Source organism: Haloarchaeobius baliensis (assembly GCF_052060055.1).
Lineage (GTDB): Archaea > Halobacteriota > Halobacteria > Halobacteriales > Natrialbaceae > Haloarchaeobius > Haloarchaeobius baliensis.
This window is the reverse complement of sequence record NZ_JBPPFR010000001.1, coordinates 613,649-633,996: the sequence shown is the minus strand read 5'-3', so window position 1 is coordinate 633,996 and position 20,348 is coordinate 613,649. Positions and strand designations below refer to the sequence as shown.

General features: G+C 68.6%; 18 protein-coding genes. 7 read left to right on the top strand and 11 right to left on the bottom strand.

What is annotated here, in order from left to right; all coding sequences use genetic code 11:
- Positions 1-6: 6 nt before the first annotated feature.
- The gene (locus tag ACSG06_RS03260) at positions 7-1,416 is read right to left on the bottom strand and encodes a PAS domain S-box protein (protein ID WP_440988830.1); all 1,410 of its coding nucleotides are present in this window, start codon (positions 1,414-1,416) and stop codon (positions 7-9) included.
- Positions 1,417-1,498: 82 nt separating this feature from the next.
- Here ACSG06_RS03260 and ACSG06_RS03255 point away from each other — a divergent pair, with 82 nt between their 5' ends.
- Entirely contained in the window at positions 1,499-2,020 is a 522-nt protein-coding gene (locus ACSG06_RS03255; RefSeq protein ID WP_440988829.1) for a DUF5817 family protein, read from the top strand.
- Positions 2,021-2,237: 217 nt separating this feature from the next.
- Entirely contained in the window at positions 2,238-2,591 is a 354-nt protein-coding gene (locus ACSG06_RS03250; RefSeq protein ID WP_440988828.1) for a hypothetical protein, read from the top strand.
- Here ACSG06_RS03250 and hmgA read toward each other — a convergent pair whose 3' ends face one another.
- From hmgA to ACSG06_RS03230, 4 genes are all read right to left on the bottom strand, one after another.
- Positions 2,592-3,803, bottom strand: coding sequence for a hydroxymethylglutaryl-CoA reductase (NADPH) (gene hmgA / locus ACSG06_RS03245; RefSeq protein ID WP_440988827.1), 1,212 nt, complete (start codon positions 3,801-3,803; stop codon positions 2,592-2,594).
- Between the two features lie 39 nt (positions 3,804-3,842).
- Positions 3,843-6,704, bottom strand: a complete 2,862-nt coding sequence (locus ACSG06_RS03240) for a vWA domain-containing protein (RefSeq protein WP_440988826.1) — start codon at positions 6,702-6,704, stop codon at positions 3,843-3,845.
- 342 nt (positions 6,705-7,046) lie between these two features.
- Positions 7,047-7,979 carry a GTP cyclohydrolase MptA gene (gene mptA, locus ACSG06_RS03235; protein WP_440988825.1) on the bottom strand — a complete coding sequence of 311 codons (933 nt, stop codon included), beginning with the start codon at positions 7,977-7,979 and terminating at the stop codon, positions 7,047-7,049.
- 66 nt (positions 7,980-8,045) lie between these two features.
- Entirely contained in the window at positions 8,046-8,870 is an 825-nt protein-coding gene (locus tag ACSG06_RS03230; RefSeq protein ID WP_440988824.1) for an NAD(+)/NADH kinase, read from the bottom strand.
- A gap of 217 nt (positions 8,871-9,087) precedes the next feature.
- Between ACSG06_RS03230 and ACSG06_RS03225 the strand changes: the two genes are divergently transcribed.
- The gene (locus ACSG06_RS03225) at positions 9,088-10,287 is read left to right on the top strand and encodes a KaiC domain-containing protein (protein ID WP_440988823.1); all 1,200 of its coding nucleotides are present in this window, start codon (positions 9,088-9,090) and stop codon (positions 10,285-10,287) included.
- 1 nt (position 10,288) lies between these two features.
- On the opposite strand, the gene ACSG06_RS03220 is transcribed toward ACSG06_RS03225, so the two are convergent.
- Together ACSG06_RS03220 and ACSG06_RS03215 are read right to left on the bottom strand one after the other, a co-directional pair.
- Positions 10,289-10,717 (bottom strand): universal stress protein, encoded by a 429-nt coding sequence (locus tag ACSG06_RS03220; protein ID WP_440988822.1) that lies wholly within the window; start codon positions 10,715-10,717, stop codon positions 10,289-10,291.
- A gap of 59 nt (positions 10,718-10,776) precedes the next feature.
- Positions 10,777-12,687 carry an ATP-binding protein gene (locus ACSG06_RS03215; protein WP_440988821.1) on the bottom strand — a complete coding sequence of 637 codons (1,911 nt, stop codon included), beginning with the start codon at positions 12,685-12,687 and terminating at the stop codon, positions 10,777-10,779.
- A 166-nt stretch (positions 12,688-12,853) separates the two neighbouring features.
- Here ACSG06_RS03215 and ACSG06_RS03210 point away from each other — a divergent pair, with 166 nt between their 5' ends.
- Together ACSG06_RS03210 and ACSG06_RS03205 are read left to right on the top strand one after the other, a co-directional pair.
- Positions 12,854-13,057: a hypothetical protein gene (locus ACSG06_RS03210; RefSeq protein ID WP_440988820.1), complete on the top strand. Its 204-nt coding sequence runs from the start codon at positions 12,854-12,856 to the stop codon at positions 13,055-13,057.
- 58 nt (positions 13,058-13,115) lie between these two features.
- Positions 13,116-13,451 carry a DUF7113 family protein gene (locus ACSG06_RS03205; protein WP_440988819.1) on the top strand — a complete coding sequence of 112 codons (336 nt, stop codon included), beginning with the start codon at positions 13,116-13,118 and terminating at the stop codon, positions 13,449-13,451.
- A 39-nt stretch (positions 13,452-13,490) separates the two neighbouring features.
- On the opposite strand, the gene ACSG06_RS03200 is transcribed toward ACSG06_RS03205, so the two are convergent.
- Positions 13,491-14,750 carry a DNA double-strand break repair nuclease NurA gene (locus tag ACSG06_RS03200; RefSeq protein ID WP_440988818.1) on the bottom strand — a complete coding sequence of 420 codons (1,260 nt, stop codon included), beginning with the start codon at positions 14,748-14,750 and terminating at the stop codon, positions 13,491-13,493.
- 103 nt (positions 14,751-14,853) lie between these two features.
- On the opposite strand from ACSG06_RS03200, the gene ACSG06_RS03195 reads away from it, so the two are divergent.
- Both ACSG06_RS03195 and gpmI read left to right on the top strand, forming a co-directional pair.
- On the top strand, positions 14,854-15,111 hold the full coding sequence (locus ACSG06_RS03195) for a hypothetical protein (RefSeq protein WP_440988817.1): 258 nt from the start codon (positions 14,854-14,856) through the stop codon (positions 15,109-15,111).
- A gap of 338 nt (positions 15,112-15,449) precedes the next feature.
- Positions 15,450-17,024: a 2,3-bisphosphoglycerate-independent phosphoglycerate mutase gene (gpmI, locus tag ACSG06_RS03190; protein WP_440988816.1), complete on the top strand. Its 1,575-nt coding sequence runs from the start codon at positions 15,450-15,452 to the stop codon at positions 17,022-17,024.
- A gap of 1 nt (position 17,025) precedes the next feature.
- On the opposite strand, the gene ACSG06_RS03185 is transcribed toward gpmI, so the two are convergent.
- The 3 genes from ACSG06_RS03185 to ACSG06_RS03175 all read right to left on the bottom strand — a co-directional run bounded on the left by ACSG06_RS03185 (position 17,026) and on the right by ACSG06_RS03175 (position 20,153).
- Positions 17,026-17,487 (bottom strand): pyridoxamine 5'-phosphate oxidase family protein, encoded by a 462-nt coding sequence (locus tag ACSG06_RS03185; RefSeq protein ID WP_440988815.1) that lies wholly within the window; start codon positions 17,485-17,487, stop codon positions 17,026-17,028.
- A 74-nt stretch (positions 17,488-17,561) separates the two neighbouring features.
- A complete protein-coding gene (locus tag ACSG06_RS03180) occupies positions 17,562-18,770 on the bottom strand; it encodes an MFS transporter (protein ID WP_440988814.1) in 1,209 nt (402 codons plus the stop codon).
- A gap of 396 nt (positions 18,771-19,166) precedes the next feature.
- Positions 19,167-20,153: an alpha/beta fold hydrolase gene (locus ACSG06_RS03175; protein WP_440988813.1), complete on the bottom strand. Its 987-nt coding sequence runs from the start codon at positions 20,151-20,153 to the stop codon at positions 19,167-19,169.
- Between the last annotated feature and the right edge of the window lie 195 nt (positions 20,154-20,348).

Sequence of the window (20,348 nt, the reverse complement as noted above, 5' to 3'; positions counted from 1 at the left end):
CCGGCGTCAGGCACCGCCGGCGCAGTCGACCTCGAACCGCGCCCCATCCTGCGGCACAGCAGTGACCGACCAGCCATGGGCCTCCGCGACGGTCGCGACGATGGCCAGCCCGAAGCCGGTCCCCTCGTCGTCGGTCGTGACACCCTGCTCGAACAGCGAGTCGGCGACCGCGGGGTCGATCCCCGTCCCGTCGTCGACCACGGCGAAGCCGTCGGTGGTCGCCTCGACACGGACCGTCGTCGCCCCCGTCGCGTGGTCGACGGCGTTCCGGAACAGGTTCTCGAACAGCGTCTGGAGACGCTCCGGGTCCGCCTCGACCGTGCCGAGCCCGTCACCGAGCGCCACGTCGAGCGACCCCGTCTCCGCCGTCGTCCAGGCACGCGTCGCGACCGTCTCCAGTGACACCCGCTCGGTCTCGGCCCGCGAGCGCCCCTCGCGTGCCAGCGTCAGCACGTCCTCGATGAGCCGCTCCATCCGGTCGAGGGCAGCGCCCGCCGCATCGGCCTGGTCGCCGTCGAGCGCCTCGAGGTAGCCCTGCGCGACCGAGAGCGGCCCACGGAGGTCGTGGCTGACCACCTCGGCGAACTCGTCGAGCCGTTCGTTGCGGTCGCGCAGGCGCTCCTGCAGTTCGAGGCGCTCGGTCACGTCCTTCTGGAACCCGAAGTAGTGGGTGACCGTCCCCGACCCGTCCTCGACGGGCGTGATGTCGAGCTGGTTCCAGAACGGTGTCCCGTCCCGCCGGTAGTTCCTGATGACCGTCGAGACGGGCTCGCCGGCGTCGATGGCCGCCCGTATCTCTGCGACCGTCTCCTCGGCCGTGTCCTCGCCCTGCAGGAACCGACAGTTGTCGCCGAGCGCCTCGTCCGCGTCGTAACCGGTCAGTCGCTCGAACCCCTCGTTGACGAAGACGAGCGACTCGTCGGCGTCCGCCACGGTGATGCCGACCGTCGCCTGGTCGAGCGCGCGCTCGCGCAGTTCGAGCGCCTGTCGGAGCGAACGCTCCGAGGTCAGCCGTCGGACCTGCGAGAGGAGCCGCGCCGCCGCGTCCGACCCGCGCCGGGGGACGTACGCGGTCCCCGACTGCATCAGCACCGCGTCCACCGTCGCCATCTCCGGGTCACCCGCGTAGAGGACGTACGGTGTCCCACTCACGTCCCGGACCGTCTCGACGGTCGCCGTGACGGCCGGTACGTCCGGACCGGTGACGTGGACGACGCAGTCGACGACCCGGTCGGCCAGCGCCGTCGACACCGCGTCGAGGCTGGCGACCCGGACGACGTCGAGCCCGTCGGTTCCCGCGACAGTGGCGACGTCGTCGTCGCCGGCCGTGGCGACGAAGAGCACCGTCGACTCGTCGGCGACACCCGGCTTCGGAGTCCAGGAGAGGTCACGCGCGGAGAACGACGGGCTGTTCATACGGCGACCACGAACGCAGACACCTTGAGCCCTCTGCCCGACGAGACGAAGGTTCAAATCGGACGAGGCCCCAGTCCCGGACATGTACCACGTGGTCGGGTGTAGCGACTGCAGCGCGCTCCGGATCGTCGAGGGACGCCCGGAGACCACACGCTGTGGCACCTGCGGCGCTCGCAAGCAGTTCTCGAAGGTCCGGTCGTTCGTCGAGACGGACGACCTCGATCACGCCCGCGAGGTGCGGGCCTCCATGCTCGCGAACCGACAGGGCGAGGGCGACGCGTTCGCGGCCGTCGACTCGTTCGCCGAGCTCGAGGACGACGTGGCCGACGGCGTGCTCGACGACGACGAGTTCCTCGAAGCCTCGGGGCTCGACGTCGACCGGGTCAACGAGGCCGGCGAGAGCGCAACCGAGACCCGTGGCTCGACCAGTCGCAGGGAGACGGTCACGAACGCGTTGCGCGAGCTGGACGCACCGACGGAGGAGGCGGTCGTCGCCTACGCCGAGGAACGCGGCGTCCCCGCTGACTACGTCGAGCGCGCCCTGACCAAGCTCGTCCGCCAGGGCGAGGTCACCGAGAGCCGGGGGCAGTACCGCCTGCTGTAAGCCACGACCGCCCCCGCTACGTCGTCGGGGCCCTCGTCGGACTGGCCTGTCCTGCTGTTCGCCGAGCCGCTGGCCACCCTCGTCGGCGTCGGTCCGCTCGCAGTCGGACCCGTCGCGCCTTCGGTCGGCGTGCCCGCGCTGGCTGAGGGCCTGCGACGCCAGCGCTGACGACAGCTGCTGCCAGCAGGCTCTTGTCCGTCGCCGGCTAGCTCCGTGCATGAACGACCGGACGGTCGGCCTCGCCGTCGTCGGCGCCCAGTTCGTCGCGACGCTGTTCGCCCTCGTCATCGTCGGCCGCGACAGCGGCGGAACGCTACTCGTCGCCGGGACGGCCGTCGAGGTCGCCCTCCTCGCCGGTGCCTGCTGTCTCGCCGCCTTCGGTCTCGGCGCACTCCGGACCGTCAGAAAACGCGATGGCCGCCGCGCGCTCGCCGAGTTCGCGTTCGGCGTCGGCGTGGCGACCCCACTCCTTCTCGGCGTCTCGCCGACCGTCCTCGCCGTCGCGGCGGTCGTCGTCGTCGCCGCACTCGTCGGTCGGGTCGACCCTCGACGGACGCTCGAACGGGCCTGACTACCGGCCCAGCTCCTCGTGGGCGGACGCGAGGTGGTTCGACGCGAGCGCCGCCAGCAGCGACAGCTCGCCCGCGAGCGCGCCCGCCGCGATGACCTCCGCCAGCGCGTCGGCGTTCGCCCCAGCCGGGTCGCCGCCACCGGTGAGGCCGACCAGCTCCAGCGCCTCCGACTGCGTCGGCAGCTTCGTCCCGCCACCGACGGTCCCGACCTCCAGCGAGGCGAGCGACACCGAGAGGTAGAGCCCGTCCTCGCGCTCCTCGGCCGTCGTGATGGCGTTCGACCCCTCGACCACCTGGGCCGGGTCCTGGCCGGTCGCGATGAACGACGCCGCGACGACGTTCGCCGCGTGCGCGTTGAACCCGAGCGACCCCGCCTTCGCGCTCCCGACGAGGTTCTTGCGCGTGTTCGCCTCCGCGATGGCCGCCGCCGTCGTGTGCAGCCGCTCCTCGACGACCTCGGTCGGGATGACCACGTCCGCCGTGACCGACCGGCCACGACCCTCGACGGCGTTGATCGCCGCCGGCTTCTTGTCGGTACAGAGGTTGCCCGAGAGCGCGACGAGTTCGGCCGGCGTCTCCGCCTCGACGAGCTCGCAGGCCGCCTCGGTCGCGATGGCGGCCATGTTCATCCCCATCGCGTCCTTCGTGTCGTAGCGGAACCGCAGGTAGACCGAGTCGCCGACGACGTACGGCGTCACGTCGAGCAGCTCCCCGTGGTTCGTCGTCGCCTCCGCCGCCTCGGCCAGCTCCGCCTCGTGGTCGCGCACCCACTCGACGACCGCCGCCGACTCGACGATCCCACCGGTCCGGAACACCGGTGCGCGCGTCATCCCCGACTTCGTCACGCGGGCCTCGGCCCCGCCCGCCGACTCGATGACCGACAGCCCGCGGTTCACCGAGGCGACGAGCGCCCCCTCCGTCGTCGCCAGCGGGAGGTAGTACTCGCCGTCGGCCGCCCCGCCATCGACGGTCACCGGGCCGGCGACACCGAAGGGGACCTGGGTCGCACCGGTCATGTTCTCGATGGCCGAGTCCGCGACCTCGGCGTCGAACGCGTAGCTACCGGTCGTCGAGAGGTCGGCGTCGGTCTCGGCCTCGAGAACGAGTCTGCGTGCCGCAGCGGCGGTGTCGTGGTCGGCGTGCGCTTCGAGTTCGTGGAGCCGCAGTTCGCCCGCCCGAACGCGGTCGGCGAGCGTCGCCGGGTCTGTCATACCGGCACTCTCGCCCGATACCGCTTAACGGTTGTCGGTTCAGACCGCGCGCTCTCGGGCCGGTGCCCGTACGACCGCGGTCGACGGCGCGGGCTGGTCGACCGACAGCAGTGCCTCGGCGTCGGCGTCGGCAACCGGCGGCGCCGCGACGACGCGCGTGCCGTTCTCCGTGGTCGAGACCACGCTCACGTCCACCCCGACCAGGTAGCTCATCTCGACGTCCTCCGAACAGCGGCCGACCTCCGCGAGGAACACCATGTTGTTCGCGTCGGTCTGGGTCTCGTTGTCCGTCGCCTCCACCACGACGATGGCCTGGTTGTCACAGGGCAGGTCGGTGTAGAGGTCGCCGCTCGGCGTCTCGCGGTAGTACTGCCCGTCGGGCGTGTCGAGCATCTCCCTGACCGACTCCTGCCACGAGAGACTGGCGTTGGCGAGGATCTGCGAGTCGTTGCCGTAGATGTGGACCTGCGTCTCCGCGTCGCCCATCGTGGTGCTCCCGGCACCCGTACAGTAGGTCTCCTGGTAGTCCGTCCCGTCGATGGTGACCGTACCGCCGGTCGTCTCGTTCGCGACACACTCGCGGAACGTCGGCTGGAAGCCGGTCTCCTCGCCGTCTGCCATCGTGAAGCCCTCGCTCTCGAACGCGTCCAGGGTGACGCCGTCGGCGGTCCAGTTGTTCAGGTTCCGCCCATCCCAGAGCGTGGTCGCACTGCCACCCGTCTCGACGGCGAGGGTCGCCTGCGGGTGCAGCAGGTAGCGCTCGTACGTCGTGTCGGTGTCGAGGTGGCGGTTCTCGAGGGTCACCGTGTCGTTCACCTCGCCCGTGACCGTGTCCTCGAAGGAGAACTCCACGGTCCGGGGCACGGTCGTCGTGTACGTCGAGTTCGACGCCTCGTCGAACCGCTGGACGGTGAACTCCATGGACACCGACTGGTTCTCGTCGATGGTGAGCGACTCCGTGCCGTTCACCCAGACAGTGTCGCCGACAGAGAGGTTCTCTGCCTCCGCCTCGGTGAGCGTCCGGGTCGTCGAGAGGTTCACGTCGAACTGACTGCTGTTGGACACCGAGACCGTCTCGGTGGTCTCCTCGATGCCGACGAGGACCGTCTCGTTGTAGCTCTCGTTGTGGTACACCGTCCGGGTACTGACGTTCTCGGCGATCTCCTCGAACGTCTCGCTGAGGTCGTCGGAGTCCGAGACGGGGTAGTACTCCCCGTCGGTGGTCGCCTCCGCGGTCGCCTCGAGTATCTCGTCGTCCGGGTTACCGAACCCGACGCTGTGCAGGGTCACACCGTCCGGAACCTCCTGTTCGGCCGCCTCGTCCGGCCAGCGGACGTAGTCGTTCGGTTCGTCGTCGACGTTGTGCTGACCGTCGGTCAGGAGCACGATGAACTGCTCGTTGGAGCTGTTACCCTGGCTCTGGAGGATGTCCGCCGCCTCCTCGATGGACTGGCTGATCGGGGTGTTGCCCTGCGGTTCGAGGCCGTCGATGGCGTCGTGAGCACCTTCCTCGTCGGTGTTCAGCGGATGGTGCTCGACGACGTTCGCAGGCGACGGTGCCTCGCAGACGTACCGATACCGGCCTCGATGGTAGTCCCGGTACCAGTCCGAACAGCCCGCGTTCGAGGTGTAGCCGACGACGCTGAACCGCGGCTCGGTCCCGTTGGTGGTCGTCTCGACCACCTCGATGAAGTCGTGGGCCGCCTCCCTCGCGTTCTCCATCTTCGAGTCGTCGCCCATCGAGCCGGACTCGTCCATCACGAAGACGATCTCGAGGGTCTCGTTCGTCGGGACCTCCTCGGTCCAGTTGTTCCACTGCTGTTGCTGCTCGTAGATCGGCTCCTCGTGGGTGAGCTCGACGGTGCTACCGTCGTCGAGCGTCATCGTCGAGTTGTTCCACCCCACGAGGGGGTCGCCGGGGGCGTTCTCCTCGACCTCGTGTGTGGTCGCGTTCGCGTTGGCGGAGCCGAGGAGGGTGAGCGAACTCGGGTAGGTGTTGCCCTCTCCCTTGTCTATCGCGAGCGCATCGTCGTCGCCGCTCGCGACACCGGCTGCGGCCATACTGAGTGTGCCCTCGGAGAGGATCTCGCCGGTGACGAGCTGGCCGTCGTCGAAGTCGACGACGGTGTTACGGCGGTTGTCGTACTCCGGGGGAAGCATCGAGCGCGGGATCTCGACCGCGACGGTCTGGGGACCTGCCTGGCTGACCTGGCTCTGACCGAACTCGGCTTCGAGGTGGCGCTGCCACGCCTCGTGGTAGGTACTCGTCACCGAGAGCGTGAGGTTCCGGAAGTCGTCGGGGTCGCCACAGGAACCGGAGAAGAGCTGGTTCCGGACGGAGTTCGACATCGCTGCAGAACGCGTGCTGTTCTTCTGGACGTCGATGGTCGAGTCGTCGACGGTCCCCGAGAGGTTGACGAGGTTCAGCTGGAGCGTCTGCTCCTGATAGCGGACCCCGGGTTCACTGAGCTGGGAGACGCCACCGTCCTCGTCGGCACGCCAGACCGCGCCCGACTCGTAGACGATGGTCGTGCCACTCTCGTGGTGGTACTCCAGCGCGGTCAGCGGTACCGTCGCCGCACAGGCGCTCCTGTCGTTCACGCTGACCCGGATCTGGCCGGTCCGGTTGATGATGGCGTCGTTGGCCGACATGCTCCCGAGGTCGAGCTGCTGGCCGGTGCCCGAGTCGGCCATCGAGAGCGAGCCGAGCTCGCTGTCGACGTTCGACATGGCGATCTCGGCCGACTCGATCTCGTTGTTGTCCTGCACGGTCTCAGTGACCGCCGACCCGGAGACGAACAGGATCGCCGCCCCCGCGATGACGATGCCGAACAACAGCACCACGCCTGTCACCTCTGATACACCTCTTGCCCGCTCCGTCGATGTGCCTTGTCCCCTCATGTGCGACCTCGTTCCAAGACATTATCTCCGAAGACATATTAAATCTATTGTCTAGGGTGTAAAAAATACGCTCGGCGGCCAGAAACCAGTTCGTCGCTGAATCTAGTCTATCACACAGACAGAGCGAAAAAATTGCGCCGATACTCGGACGATAACCGGCCGACAGCGTCGGTGGGTCGCTCGAACGGGACCCGGCCGAACTCGGTCACCCCTCTCGTCATCGTCGGCGAGACGTGTGCTTCGTCGCCCGGGGGTGTCCCTGCTCGCGTCGGCTGCCGTGGCTCGATGGGCGTTCGTCGACGGTGCGAGACCCGGGTAGAAGAGCAGATCCGGGGCGTCGGCTCAGTTCGCCCCGTCCACCTCACCGCGCAGCGTCCCCATCTCGACGATTCGCTCGGCGTGGGCGTTGTGCTGGTGGATGGACTCGTCGTTCGACTGCTTCATCGTCACGACGGCGGTGTCCGGGAGGTCCGGGAACTCCGTGACCACGTCCTCGGCCATCGAGCGCACGCAGTCCTCGACGAACTTCGCGTTGGCGTGGGAGTGGTAGGTCATGTGGTCCTCGTCGGGACGCTTCGCGAGGTTGTAGATGCGGGCGGACATCGCGTCGCGGGCCACGTCGACGAGGTTCATCAGGTCGACCTCGGGGGCGTCCTCGCTCTCGACGGTCAGCGTGGCGTGGCCGCGCTGGGAGTGACCCGGCTGGGGCACCTCGTCGAGGAACGCCTCGGCGGTCTCGTCGTCGACACCGAGGTCGTCGAGCACGCGGCGGGCACGGGCGGCGGACATCCCCTGCGAGCAGGGACAGACCGTCATGCCGACGACGCGGGCACCGATCTCCTCACGGGTGCCCTCCTCGGTCGCCGTTGCCGACGCGATGACGTCGATGGTCGACTGCGTCTCCTTGTCGGACTCCGGGGTCTTCTCCCGGGTCATCAGCTCGGCCTCCATGCGCACCTCGGCCTTGCTCGTGTAGTCGTGCTTGGCGAGCAGGCGCTCGGCGGCGTCGCCGCAGACGTCCTCGACGCGGTAGGCCTCTTCGCGCGTCGCGGCCTCCAGCGTCTCGTCGATGACCTCCATGTTCCGGGACATGTCGGCACCCTTCCGCCACGACGGCAGGTCGACGAACACCTCGAACTCCGCCGTCAGCACGATGGGTCGCTTGTCCGGACGGGCCAGCTTGACGAGCTTCTCGACGCCCGTGACGCCGACCTGGCTCAGCCCGACGGTCACGTCGGGGCTCGACGCCTGCACGTCGGGGAGTTGTTCACTCATTGCCCCCGGGTAGGGTCGTGAGTTGATTAGTGCTTTCGAAAGTCAGGGGGTTTGCCCGTATCCCGGTCAGTCGAGCTTGTTGAGCGCCTTGAAGAACTCGCTTGGCGGGCCGGCCAGCCGGACCGGTTCGCTGGCGCGCTCGACGGTGATCGTCGTCGGGGGCGAAAGCTCCTGCTGGGCCCGCCCGTCGCTGATGACGTAGCCCATCTCGGCGTCGTCGATGCGCACCGTCACCGTGCTGTCTGCCGCGGAGACGAGCGACGGCATCGGGTCGTCGGCGCACATCTCCGTGACGACCACGGCGTCGACCTCCGGGCGGACCAGCGGCCCGCCCTCGCTCATGTTGTAGGCCGTGCTGCCAGCGGGCGTGGCAATCAGCACGCCGTCGGCCGCGGAACCGCTGTACAGCTCGCCGTCGACGCGCACCTCGAACTCGCCGCCGTTGCCGTGGCCGCGCTGTGGGCCCTGCACGACGATCTCGTTGACCGCCGGGTCGAGGTCCCAGCCGTCACCCCGTGCGCGCAGGCGACTCATCTCCCGGGTCCGGACCGAGCCCGTTGACTCGAAGCGCTCGACCTCCTCGCGCACCACGTCGACGGCGTCGCCCGGCGAGACGGCGTTCAGGAACCCCACCTCGCCGAGGTTGACGCCGACGATGGGGACGGTGCCGACCCCCCGGGCGGTGAAGAGGAACGTGCCGTCCCCGCCGATGCTCACCGCGAGGTCGGCGTCGTCCATCGCCGACGGGTCTACGCCGGGCACGTCGAGCGCGGCCGCGGTGACCGTGTCGACGACGACCGTCACGTCCTGCTCGCGGAGCATCTCCCGGAGCTGTTCCGCGAGACGGGCCGCGCGAGCGTTCTCCCTCTGGGCGACCAGGCCGACCTTCATACCCGACGGTAGCGGGGTCGAGGGATAAAACCCTCCGGATGGCAACAAGGTTAATTTATCCGTAGGGCTTTGCTTGCTCTGTACGAACCGACCGGCGGCAGCGTGCCGACCGGCCGGCCCACCATCCAGATGTTCCCCCCGACGACCACGTCGCCGGCACCGTCCCAGAGCCCACGACGCCGTCCCGCCCCGACCGCCTCAACGGAGCTGGCGTTCGATGAGTGACGACGACGAGCTGGACTGGTTCGAGCGGGCCGTCCGCGCGCAGGGCGGCGACGACGAGGAGGTCGACGAGCAGGGGACGGAGGAGGACGACGACGGCGACGCCGCGGTCGAGGATGGCCACGACGACCCGACCGAGACCGATGCCTGGGAGGCGCTCGACCCCGACGACGGCGACGGCCCGGACGACGCAGCCGACCACTCGGACGGTGCTGGCCACACCGCCGAGGGCGACACCATCGGCGAGGGCGACGACGACACGGACGGAGGCGGGCTGTTCGACGACGACTTCGGCGCGGCGATGGGCGACATCCAGCTCCCGGACAGCGCCGGCGGCGCCGACGGCGGCATGGACGCCGGTGTCGGCGAGATGGACGGCACCGTCGGCGAGTTCGACCCGGGCGAGTTCGACATGGGCGACGGCGGCGACCAGTTCGGGATGGGCGGCGGGGGCAGCCTCGGCGGCACCAGCTTCGACGACGAGGAGTTCGACTCCGACCTGCCCCGCATCGACCTCGGCATCAAGGGCCTCGACGAGATGATACAGGGCGGTGTGCCGGAGCGCTCGCTGATGGTCACCATCGGCTCCGCCGGGACCGGGAAGACCACCTTCGGGCTGCAGTTCCTGAACCAGGCGCTGGAGAACGGCGAGCGCGCCATCTTCATCACCCTCGAGGAGAGCAGCGAGCGCGTCATCAACTCCGCCGTCGAGAAGGGGATGCCGTTCGACGAGTACGTCGACGACGACCGGCTCGCAATCGTCGACATCGACCCCATCGAGATGGCGAACAGCCTCGCCTCCATCCGGTCGGACCTCCCCCGGCTCATCGAGCAGTTCGGCGCGACCAGACTGGTGCTCGACTCCGTCTCGCTCCTGGAGATGATGTACGATTCCCGTGCGAAACGCCGCACCGAGGTGTACGACTTCACCCAGAGCCTCAAGAACTCCGGCATCACGACGATGCTGACGAGCGAGGCCAGCGAGGACTCCCCGTTCGTCTCCCGGCACGGCATCGTCGAGTACCTGACCGACGCGGTGTTCATCCTCCAGTACGTTCGCCCCTCCGACTTCCGGGAGACGCGCCTCGCCGTGGAGATACAGAAGATCCGCGACGCGAACCACTCCCGGGAGACGAAGCCCTACGAGATCACCGACTCGGGCATCTCCGTCCACCGGCAGGCGAACATCTTCTGAGCTACCGTACGACCGTCACGGGCACCGGCGACCGCCGGACGACCGTCTCCGCGACGCTCCCGAGCAGGATGCGCGAGACGCCGGACCGGCCGTGGCTCCCGGTGACGATGTGGTCGCAGTCGTGCTCTCTCGCGTACTCGACGATGGTCTTCGACGGCCGGCCGACCTCGACCGCGGTCTCGACGTCGACCCCGACCGCGGTCGCGAGTTCGGTCGCCTCGGCCAGCCGGTCCTCCGCCTCCTCCCGGGCCTCCTCGTACCACTCGCTGGCGAACGTCGGCATCGAGAAGGCCCGCCGCGTGTTCGCCTCCGCCGGGTCGACGATGGTGAGCACGACCAGCGTCGCGTCCGCGAACTCCTCCAGCGCGAACTCCAGTGCCTCCGTCGACTGGGCCGAGTCGTCGTAGGCGACGAGCACGCGGCGTTCCATGCTACTGAGTAGCGCACCAGATGTAGTAAAGCTTCCACCCGGCTATCGGGGGTGACCGACTACCGCCCGTGCTCGGTCACACACGTCGACAGCCCGATGCACTCGACGGGTTCGGAGTTGTCGGGCGAGTAGACGACCATCTGACCCTTCTCCATGTACGGCACCTTGCTCTCCAGGTTCGGTGGGATGTTCACCGACTTGATGGCGTCCTCGTCCCCCAGATTCAGCACGACCTTGGTGTTCACCTGCTTGAACACCGGGTCGGCGATGTCCTGCGGGTCCTGGGTGATGAGGAACAGCCCGAGCCGCTCCTTGCGGCCCTGCTTGGCGGCGTCGGTGAACTTCGAGATGACCTTGCGCGCCTGCACGTTGTCGGCGTCGGTGAGGAAGTTGTGTGCCTCGTCCATGCCGAGCACGAGCGGCGTCTCCTTGATGCGGTCGTGGGTGGGGTCGTTCGAGAGCTTCTCGTCGACGAGCAGGCTGGCGAGCGCGAGCACGACCGTCGTCGTCGCCCGGGTGTCGTTGACGTGGTAGGTCGGGACGACGGAGACGCCGCCGGGGCGGACGAACTCGTGGACGAGCTCGGTGATGGGACGGGCGGCCTGGTCGAACACGTCGCCGAAGCCGTAGGTCCGGCGCTTGACGGCGTCGAACGTGGCCTCGTGCACCCGTCCAGACTCGTCGAGCTCCTCCTTCAGCGCCGGGTCGTCGAGGAACCGGCGGAACTGCTCGTACGTCCCCTCGTTCCCGTGCTGGTCGAAGAAGCGCTTGAGGAGGTACTTCAGCGCCGGGTACTGGTTGTCGTTCAGCCCCGCGCTGGCGACGAGCCAGGGGCGCGAGCGCACCATCGAGAACGGGACGGTGAACTCGACCTGCTCGGCGCGGTGGTGGTCGGCCGCATAGGTCGCCTGACCGACCTTCGGGACGAACGCCGTCGTGTCGGTGACACCGCCGTGCGCGATGCCCTCGCGTTCGAGCCGGCGGGCGAACGCGTCGGTCATCTCGGGGTTGTCGTCGTGCATCTGGGCGTACTCGTCCTGCGGGTCGAACATGACCAGCGCCGGGGTGACGGAGCGCCCGTCCTCCATGGGGTACGTCCGGTCGTCGGCGACGTACTGCCGGAGGATGTTCTTCGCGCCGTGGGTCTTCCCCGAGCCGGTGCCGCCGGCGACGAGGGTGTGCCGGAAGACGAGCGGGTCGCCGGCCTCGTAGTCGTCCTTCAGCCGGTAGTCGATGGTCGGCGGCTCCGCGTTCGTCGTCACCGTCTCGCCGCCGACGGAGAGGTGGCCGATGAACACGCCGTCCTCGGGCATCTTCAGCCCGGTCTTTATCTCGCTGGTGTCGACGGCCTCGCGGACCACCGTCTCCGGTTTGGGCACGCGGTCGACCATCCGTCGGGTGAGCTCGCCGTTGTCTCCCGGCTCGTCGCCGGTCGACCCGTCCGCGGCGGTTCCCGCCGCGGGCTGCTCGAACAGCACGGCCATCGGCTCCAGCGTCGCCATGAACTTGTAGTCGGCCTCGTCGATGCCGTCGCGGCGCATCGCGCGCCGGGCGTGGATCTCGGTGGCGTCGTCGGCGTGGAACGCCTGCGCGTACTCCAGCCCGGTGATGCGACAGAACAACCGCTCGCCGTCGGGGTAGGGCACGAGCAGGTACGAACCGATGCGGACGTTCGGCCGGTTCCCGGTCGTGACGTATGCCCGGAGCTGGGTGTCCTCCTCGCGCTCGCAGATCTGCAGACCCTCGGAGACCGCGATGGTGCCGATGCCGCGGTCGCTGCCCCGGGGCGAGACGTCGAGCGGTTCGAACTCCTCCTCGCGGGCCGCCGAGCCGCCGGCGGGTGCGCTGTCGTCGCCCGTGCCGCCGTCACCCGCCGGCGCGCCGTCGCCGTCCACGTCGGCCGACGACCCGCCCCCGTCGTCGCCATCGTCGCCGCCGTCGAAGTCGCCGAAATCGCCGAGGTCGGTCATGTCAGGGCCAAGGCGGGCCGGGGTCAAACCCGTTTCCCTGTCCCGACATCGGTCGGTGGTCGACTGGATTCGTCCGTCGGTGGTGGACCGGCGCACGAGGACCAGTAGCAACGGGCAGAATATTCCGAATGCTTGATACCTCAGCGTGGAGACAGTGGAGTGACGGATGAGAAAGCACCTGACCTCCCTCGCTCTGTACGCGACTCTCGCAGTCATCCAGACCGTCACGTTCCTCAATACTTCCGGGGAGACGGTGACCTTCACCATCGGAATCGTCATGGGCGTCGCACTCGTCGGGATCACCCAGTCGGCCCTCAAGCTGTATCGACCCGACAGGTACGAGTTCGTCTACGAGGCCGAGGAGTCCTGACCGACGGGAAGACCTGTAGCCCGCGCTCTTATCCGGGGTGGGCACGTAGCGGCGGGTCATGTTGCTCGTACGCGGCAGTGCGGCCGGGACGGAGCTGACGGGGACCATCTACGAACGCGGCGAGGAGGCCCCGCAGTTCCAGGGCGCGCCCGACGAGGATGCGCCGTACGTCTGGGTCTGCGACGAGTTCTACGCGGTCGAGAGCGGCGGCTCGGCACAGGAGGTCGACGGCGAGACGGTCAACGTCGCCTTCGAGTCCCCGATGCCGCGTGGCTTCGAGACGAAGGAGCAGGCCGTCGCGGCGGCCGAGGAGCACGTCCGCACGCAGTTCGCGCGCATCGGGGTCGACCCGGCCGACGTCGAGGTGACGACGACGAAGGCGGAGCCGGCCTGAGCGCGGCCGGTCCGCCCGCCAGCGCGGCTGGTCCGATTCCTACTCCCCGCCGCCCCAGCGCATGTCGTCGTAGTTCCGGGCGCGCCGGGCGTCGAAGCTCTCCTCCAGCGTCTCCCGGAGGGCACGCTTCTCGTCGCGACTGATCCGCGCGAGTTCGTCTGCCTTCGAGACGGCTCGGGGCGGCCCGGACTCGGCGGCGACCTCCTGCATGGCGAACAGCCGGAGGTCCTCGCGCAGGTCCGCGTCCTTCGTGAACGCGAAGGGAGCCTCCAGTCGGTAGACGATGTCCTCGCGCGGGTCGTACACCATGCAGAACGTGACCTCGTACTCGCTGGCGTCGAGTCCCCGCGCCACGCCGAGCGCGTCGCCGTCCGTCGAGAGCGGGTGGTCGACGCCGCCGCGCGAGCGGAACCAGTTCGTGCAGGTGAGCGTGCCGGTGTCGCGCTCGTACTCGCCGGAGTCGCCGGGTTCGCGGCGCTCGAGCACCCGCGAGAAGAACGCCGAGTCGTCGACCCAGGGCGCCTGCCCGCCCGATTTGCGGACGACCTGGGTGACGACCTTCGAGGCGGGGTTCTTGACGAAGCCGACGAGCGGCACGTCACGCTGGACGAATCGCTCGACGAGCTCGACGTAGTTCGCGACGACCTCCCGGGGCTGGTCCTCCTCGGTCAGCAGGGTCGCCAGCTCCGGGTGGCGGTCGGCCCACTTCAGCAGCCCCTTCGGGTAGAGCGGTCCGTCGAGCACGAGCAGGTCGTCGACGACCTCGGCCTGGGTGAGTGCGTGACTCGACTCCGCGAGGTAGAGCGCCAGCGCGTGGACGACGCCCTCCTCGAACCGGTTGACGTGCGGTGCGTGGCGGATCTGCGACCGGATGAACCCCTCGTCGCCCATCGACCAGTCGGCCTCGTCCACGTCGACCGTCGCGTCGTTCGTGTGGACGGTCATCACGAGCGTGCGGGCCCGGTGCAGGTCCAGGTCCGACGGCGTGGACGACATCGCCGCCTGCGCGATGTCGAGCACGAGCCCGTTCGTGAACGTCGTCGGGTTGATGGTACCGGAGTCCAGCCCGTGGACGGTGTCGAACGCCGTCTCCGTGAGCGCCACGTCCTCGACCGGGGCGGTGTGGCGTACCAGTCCGTCGAGCGGTTCGAGCACCGTCCGCCCGTCGTGGACCAGCGGGTCCAGGAACTCGTTCCAGACGGTCTCGGCGAACTCCCGGTGGTCCGACTCGTTCACGTCGTACCGGATCCGGCGGGCCAGCTCCGCGATGCCGTCGAAGTGCACCGGGTCGAGCGTCATACCAGCCGGGTTCGCACGCACCGGGTAAAAACCGGCGGTTAACTCGGTTCCGTGTTCAAATTTATCAACGGCCTTATGTTTCGTGCCGTCGGATTTAGCCGTGATGGCAGACCTGGGTGCAGACCCCGTCCAGACCGGCGACGACCCCGAGTACGACTGGTGCCAGACCGAGGATGGCGTCCGCATCTTCGACCCCGACAACCCCGACGCCTGGGTCGAGATGTCGTTCGAGGCCGGCGTCGACCCCGAACACCGACTGTTCATGGTCTGTGACGACTGTGGCGCCGTATTCGCCCAGCGGACGCGCCCGGGTAACGGCTCCCGCTGTGGCGACTGCGGTGCCGAGTACGTGTCCGAATAACTCGGCTGTTCGTCGTTCTCCTGTGTTTTACGAGGCGACTTGTTCAGAAAACGTGAGGCTCGGTGGCGGCCAGAACAGCCAGAAAGCCCCGCCACCCGTGGGAGCAGACTCGACCGCACACAGCCAGAAAGGGGCTGCTCGCTCGACGAACCCGGACGACGTAAGGACCGCAGCGCAGCGAGGACCGCAACGAGTCGCGGGAGTCGAGCGAGCAGGGGCTTTCTGGCAGTTCCCGGTCCAAGCTGTCTCTGCTGGCGTGAAAGCGTTCCACCAACTCACAGTCCAGACGAGCACTAGCGAACGAACCATTCATTGACCCGACCCACGACCCCTCACGCATGAAGACGGCACTCGTGATCCTCGACGGCTGGGGCCTGAACGACGACCCGGGCGACCACAGGGACGCCGTCGCGGCGGCCCACACGCCGGTGTTCGACCGCATCAGCCGGGATGGGGCGTACGGTCGGCTCTCCGTGACGGGCCGGCGCGTCGGGCTCCCGGACGGGCAGATGGGCAACTCGGAGGTCGGGCACCTGAACATCGGCGCGGGACGGGTCGTGATGCAGGAGTACACGCGCATCGAGGACGCCATCGCGCGCTGGCGCGGAGACGCAGGCGCACCTGAGGACGAGGCCGACGGCGCGTTCGACGAGAACGAGGCCATCGCGTCGGCGTTCGACCACGCGGACGCACACGACGGGCGGGTGCACCTCATGGGACTGGTCAGCGACGGTGGCGTCCACTCCGCACAGACGCACCTCCACGCGCTCATCGAGCTGGCTGCAGAGCGCGGCACCCCGGCGGTCACCCACGCGTTCACCGACGGGCGGGACACGCCCCCGAAGTCGGGCGCGGGCTACCTCTCCGACCTCGAAGCCGTCATCGAAGAGCACGGCACGGGCGACGTCGCCAGCGTGACGGGCCGGTACTACGCGATGGACCGCGACCGGAACTGGGAGCGGACCCGCAACGCGTACGACGCCATCGTCGACCGGGAGGCCGAGCACCACGCCGGGACCGCGGTCGAGGCCGTCGAGGCGAGCTACGACCGGGGCGACACCGACGAGTTCGTCGAGGCGACGACGGTCGGCGAGCACGCCGGCCTCGAGGACGGCGACGCCGTGCTGTGCTTCAACTTCCGGTCGGACCGCGCGCGCCAGCTCACCCGGATGCTCGCGGACATCGAGCCCGAGGACGAGGCCGTCGAGAACTGGCCGGAGCCGCCCGAGGTGCGGGTCGTGACGATGACGGAGTACGACAAGACGTTCGGCCTGCCCGTCGCGTTCGCTCCGCGCCAGCCCGCGGACACGCTCGGCGAGGTCGTCTCCGACGCCGGGCTCACGCAGCTCCGCATCGCCGAATCGGAGAAGTACGCCCACGTCACCTACTTTCTCAACGGCGGGCGGGAGGTCGAGTTCCCGGGCGAGTCCCGCGAGATAATCGAGAGTCCGGACGTGCCCACCTACGACGAGACGCCCGAGATGAGCGCGGAGGCGGTGACCGACACGGCCATCCGGTACATCGAGCGGGACGACCCGGACGTGCTCGTGCTGAACTACGCGAACCCCGACATGGTCGGCCACACGGGCGACTACCGCGCCGCCGTCGAGGCCGTCGAGACGGTCGACACCCAGCTCGGCAGACTCCTGTCGGCGGTCGAGGCCGCGGGTGGGCACGCGGTCGTGACCGCGGACCACGGCAACGCGGACGACATGGGCACCGAAGAAGCGCCCCACACCGCGCACACGTACAACGACGTGCCGTTCGTCTACCTCTCGCCCGACGGCGACGGCGGCGGGAGACGGGTCCACGAAGGCGGCTCGCTCTGTGACGTCGCGCCGACGCTCCTCGCGCTCGCGGGCGTCGAGCAGCCGGGCGCGATGACCGGTCGGAGCCTGCTCGACGACGCCTGACCTACGGCTGGGACCGGTGCTCCTCCCGGGCGGTCAGCTCGTCGGGCACCAGCCGAAGGAACTGGAACGACACGTCGCTCGTCGGCGCGCCGAAGATGTCGACGAGCGGGATATCGACGCGGTCGAGCGCCGCGAGGCTCTCGGTCGCGACCGCGTCGCGCTCGATGTCCGCCAGGGTCCCCTTCGCGACGACGCTGTGCCAGTCGCCGTCCTCGTCGTCGCCGTCCTGTCCGTACACGACGAACGTCGCGGCGCGGCCGTCGAGTTCGCCCTTCTCGCGGTCTCTCCCGACCGCCAGCCGGAAGTAGAACGTCGCCTCGACCGAGTCGTAGCCGTATGAGACCGGGATCGCGTGCGGTGCGTCGACCTCGTCCGTCGAGAGCGAGAGCACGCCGGTCCCGCCGGCGCCGAGGAACGCGTCGCGGTCCTCCGCCGACATCGCCACGGAGCTGTTGTCGTCCATACCTGAGATATCGGCGTCCGGACTGATAAATCGCGCCACGGAAACTCCGGTTCGCTGTCAGAATCCGAGGGGGCTCAGTCCGCCGGACGGGGCCTCGTCTCGCCGGTCGCGAGCAGCCCCCCGACGCCGACCACGCCGGCGAGCGCGAGCAGCACCGCACCGATGCCCGCCAGCGCGAGGTACGGCGACAGGTCCGCGACCGCGCCGAGCCCGACGCCGAAGGGGATGGCGACGACCGCGTTGACCATCGAGACGCCCGAGAGGGTCGTCGCCCGACCGGCCGTGTCGACCCGGTCGTTGACGTACTCGTTGGCGAGCGTCTCCGTCGGCGTGCGGACCGCCCGGACCAGCACGAACGCCGGGAGCGCCATCACCGGGGCGAACCAGACCAGGGCGAGCAGGCCACCGAGTACGGCCGGGCCGAGTACGAGCCAGCCGTCGAAGCCGAAGCGGTCGCGGAGCCACGCCGACCGGTCGCTCGCCACCGCGGCGAGCAGGGTGAACCCGGCGTAGAGCCAGCCGAGCCACGCCGCAGGCACGCCGAGGTCGACGGCGACGGGCTGGGTGAGTCGCCCAGTGGCGTTCGCCACCGCGAGCACGACCGCGACCCAGAGGACGACGCCCCGCAACTCGACCGAGAGCAGGCGTTCGCGCAACACCGGCAGCGCCTCCAGCACGGTCAGCCGGTCGTCGTCGTCTACCGCGACGGCGGGCATCGTCGCCAGCACGACCGCACCGACCGCCCAGAGCACACCCGTCAGCAGGAACGGGAGTCGGAAGTTCACCGTGCCGAGGTAGCCGCCCGCGACCGCGGCCAGCGCACCCGCGCCGAGCGTCAGCGACTGGCCACGGCCCCGGCGGTGCGCGAACGCGTCGCTGTCGCCCGTCCGGTCGAGCGTCTCGTACAGCCAGGCGTCCGTACTGCCCGACATCAGCGTCGAACCGAGCGCCCAGAGCAGGTAGACCCCCGCGAAGGCAGCGAACGTCGAGACCAGCCCCATCGCCACGACGGCCGCCGCCCGGAGCACGTTCCCGACCACGAGGCTGTTCCGCCAGCCCAGCCGGTCGCCGACGTAGCCCGTCGGTATCTCGCCCGCCGTCAGCCCGACCCACCAGATGGCGTCGAGCAGCATGATCTCAGTGTAGCTGAGGTGCTGGGCGCGCAGGAACAGCACCCAGACGGGGACCGTGAGCCCGGCCGTCGCCGTCAGCTTGTACAGGTAGTACTTCGCGACGGGGCCGGAGGGGAGGGCCGAAGCGGAGGGGAGGGCTGGGCGACTCACACGTCGAAATGCACGGGAGCGGCCCTTAGGCGTTCCCTGAAGCGCGATTTTGTACTGTGGGTGATAGGATTCGGTGGCGGCTTCATCGTGACCCGAGGTTTACAATATTTGTAAACTTTCGTCGGTGACATCATCCAACCAGCCGGGTGTGCGAGGGACGAGAAGCGTGGTTCGTGAGGACGAGTTCTCTCGTCATTGCCGGACTACGTCCGGCAGGCAGCCAGAAATATACGATTTCTGGCCACATCACCGGAAAGCTCGGATTATCGGGCGGCAGCGACGCGAGCATCGGTTACGAAGCGATGTGCGCCACGCGTCGGTCACGACACGGCTCCTGCTGTCCCGAATGCATCGCTCGGCCATTCGGCAGATACAGAGCGACTGACTTCTCTATCGTCACGTGCTTTCGCCGTGATGCCCCACGGTTTCCAGAAAGGTGAGGATGTGACGGTTGGTCCAGTCCGGTTTCTCCTGGCCGAGCCAGTGACCTGCCTCGACCGTTTCGCTGACCCGGAGATCGCTGCACTGCTCGTTCATATCCAGACCGATCCTCTGGGCGTAGATGTTCGTCCAATCCTCACTGCCCATCAGATACATGGCCGGTACGGTGATCGTGGAGTCCTTGCCTTCGGTGCGCTCCCACGTTCGACGGTAGTTGCGATACCAGTTTATCGCGGGTCCGAAGCCGTTGATCTCGTACCGCGTGGCGATGTACGTCAGGAAATCCTCCGGCATGAACTCCGGCGCTCGCTCCGGCACAGTCAGCGTGTCGAGGAAGTCGGCGTTCGGATCGTCCGTCCCGAAGGCATCGGACTCCCCGGTCAGCATGGTCCGAAGAGATCGGTCGATGTCCTCGTTCAGTGCCTCGACGACCTCGTCGCGCTGGAAGTCGATGATGTAGAAGTACCGTCCCTCCATCTGCTCCTCCAGCGCGGTCAAGATGTCGGTGTCGCCTCGACCGAACCACGGCACGCTCATGCCACCGACACCCTTCACGCGGTCCGGGTGCAGCCAGGCCGTGTGCCAGGCGACGATGGCGCCCCAGTCGTGCCCGATGACGACGCCCTCGTCCTGCTCGTAGGCGTCGAAGAGCCCGACCACATCGGCCGCCAGCTCCACCGTATCGTACGCCTCGACCGCGCTGGGGGCGTCGCTCTCACCGTGGCCGCGCATCTCCGGGGCGACCGCCGTATAGCCGTGGTCCACGAACCACTTGATCTGTGGCCCCCAGGTTGCCCAGCACTCCGGAAAGCCATGGAGCAGGAACACCGGCGGACCGTCGCCAGCCTCCGCGACGTTGAGAGTGATCCCGTTCGTGGGAATGCGCCTGAACTCGACCCCGTACTCTGCCAGGCCGTACGGCAGCGTGTGTTCACCAGACATTCCGCACCTCCGCTATTTCGAGAGTGAGCGAGCGGACGCGGTCGTTGGAGCGGCCGCCCTCGTCGAGGCCGTTTCGGGCTTCGAAAAATCGACCCTGGTGCTCGTGGCGGACCATGAACTGTGTCAGACGGAGATATTTTTTGTTATTATTACCGTATTGTCCCGCTTCCAGAGGCGATCAGCGACCGTCGGTGG

Bases quoted from the DNA above. Each gene is read 5' to 3' on its own strand.
- ACSG06_RS03260 (WP_440988830.1), bottom strand. From the start codon at position 1,416: ATGAACAGCCCGTCGTTCTCCGCGCGTGACCTCTCCTGGACTCCGAAG.
- ACSG06_RS03255 (WP_440988829.1), top strand. From the start codon at position 1,499: ATGTACCACGTGGTCGGGTGTAGCGACTGCAGCGCGCTCCGGATCGTC.
- ACSG06_RS03250 (WP_440988828.1), top strand. From the start codon at position 2,238: ATGAACGACCGGACGGTCGGCCTCGCCGTCGTCGGCGCCCAGTTCGTC.
- hmgA (WP_440988827.1), bottom strand. From the start codon at position 3,803: ATGACAGACCCGGCGACGCTCGCCGACCGCGTTCGGGCGGGCGAACTG.
- ACSG06_RS03240 (WP_440988826.1), bottom strand. From the start codon at position 6,704: ATGAGGGGACAAGGCACATCGACGGAGCGGGCAAGAGGTGTATCAGAG.
- mptA (WP_440988825.1), bottom strand. From the start codon at position 7,979: ATGAGTGAACAACTCCCCGACGTGCAGGCGTCGAGCCCCGACGTGACC.
- ACSG06_RS03230 (WP_440988824.1), bottom strand. From the start codon at position 8,870: ATGAAGGTCGGCCTGGTCGCCCAGAGGGAGAACGCTCGCGCGGCCCGT.
- ACSG06_RS03225 (WP_440988823.1), top strand. From the start codon at position 9,088: ATGAGTGACGACGACGAGCTGGACTGGTTCGAGCGGGCCGTCCGCGCG.
- ACSG06_RS03220 (WP_440988822.1), bottom strand. From the start codon at position 10,717: ATGGAACGCCGCGTGCTCGTCGCCTACGACGACTCGGCCCAGTCGACG.
- ACSG06_RS03215 (WP_440988821.1), bottom strand. From the start codon at position 12,687: ATGACCGACCTCGGCGATTTCGGCGACTTCGACGGCGGCGACGATGGC.
- ACSG06_RS03210 (WP_440988820.1), top strand. From the start codon at position 12,854: ATGAGAAAGCACCTGACCTCCCTCGCTCTGTACGCGACTCTCGCAGTC.
- ACSG06_RS03205 (WP_440988819.1), top strand. From the start codon at position 13,116: ATGTTGCTCGTACGCGGCAGTGCGGCCGGGACGGAGCTGACGGGGACC.
- ACSG06_RS03200 (WP_440988818.1), bottom strand. From the start codon at position 14,750: ATGACGCTCGACCCGGTGCACTTCGACGGCATCGCGGAGCTGGCCCGC.
- ACSG06_RS03195 (WP_440988817.1), top strand. From the start codon at position 14,854: ATGGCAGACCTGGGTGCAGACCCCGTCCAGACCGGCGACGACCCCGAG.
- gpmI (WP_440988816.1), top strand. From the start codon at position 15,450: ATGAAGACGGCACTCGTGATCCTCGACGGCTGGGGCCTGAACGACGAC.
- ACSG06_RS03185 (WP_440988815.1), bottom strand. From the start codon at position 17,487: ATGGACGACAACAGCTCCGTGGCGATGTCGGCGGAGGACCGCGACGCG.
- ACSG06_RS03175 (WP_440988813.1), bottom strand. From the start codon at position 20,153: ATGTCTGGTGAACACACGCTGCCGTACGGCCTGGCAGAGTACGGGGTC.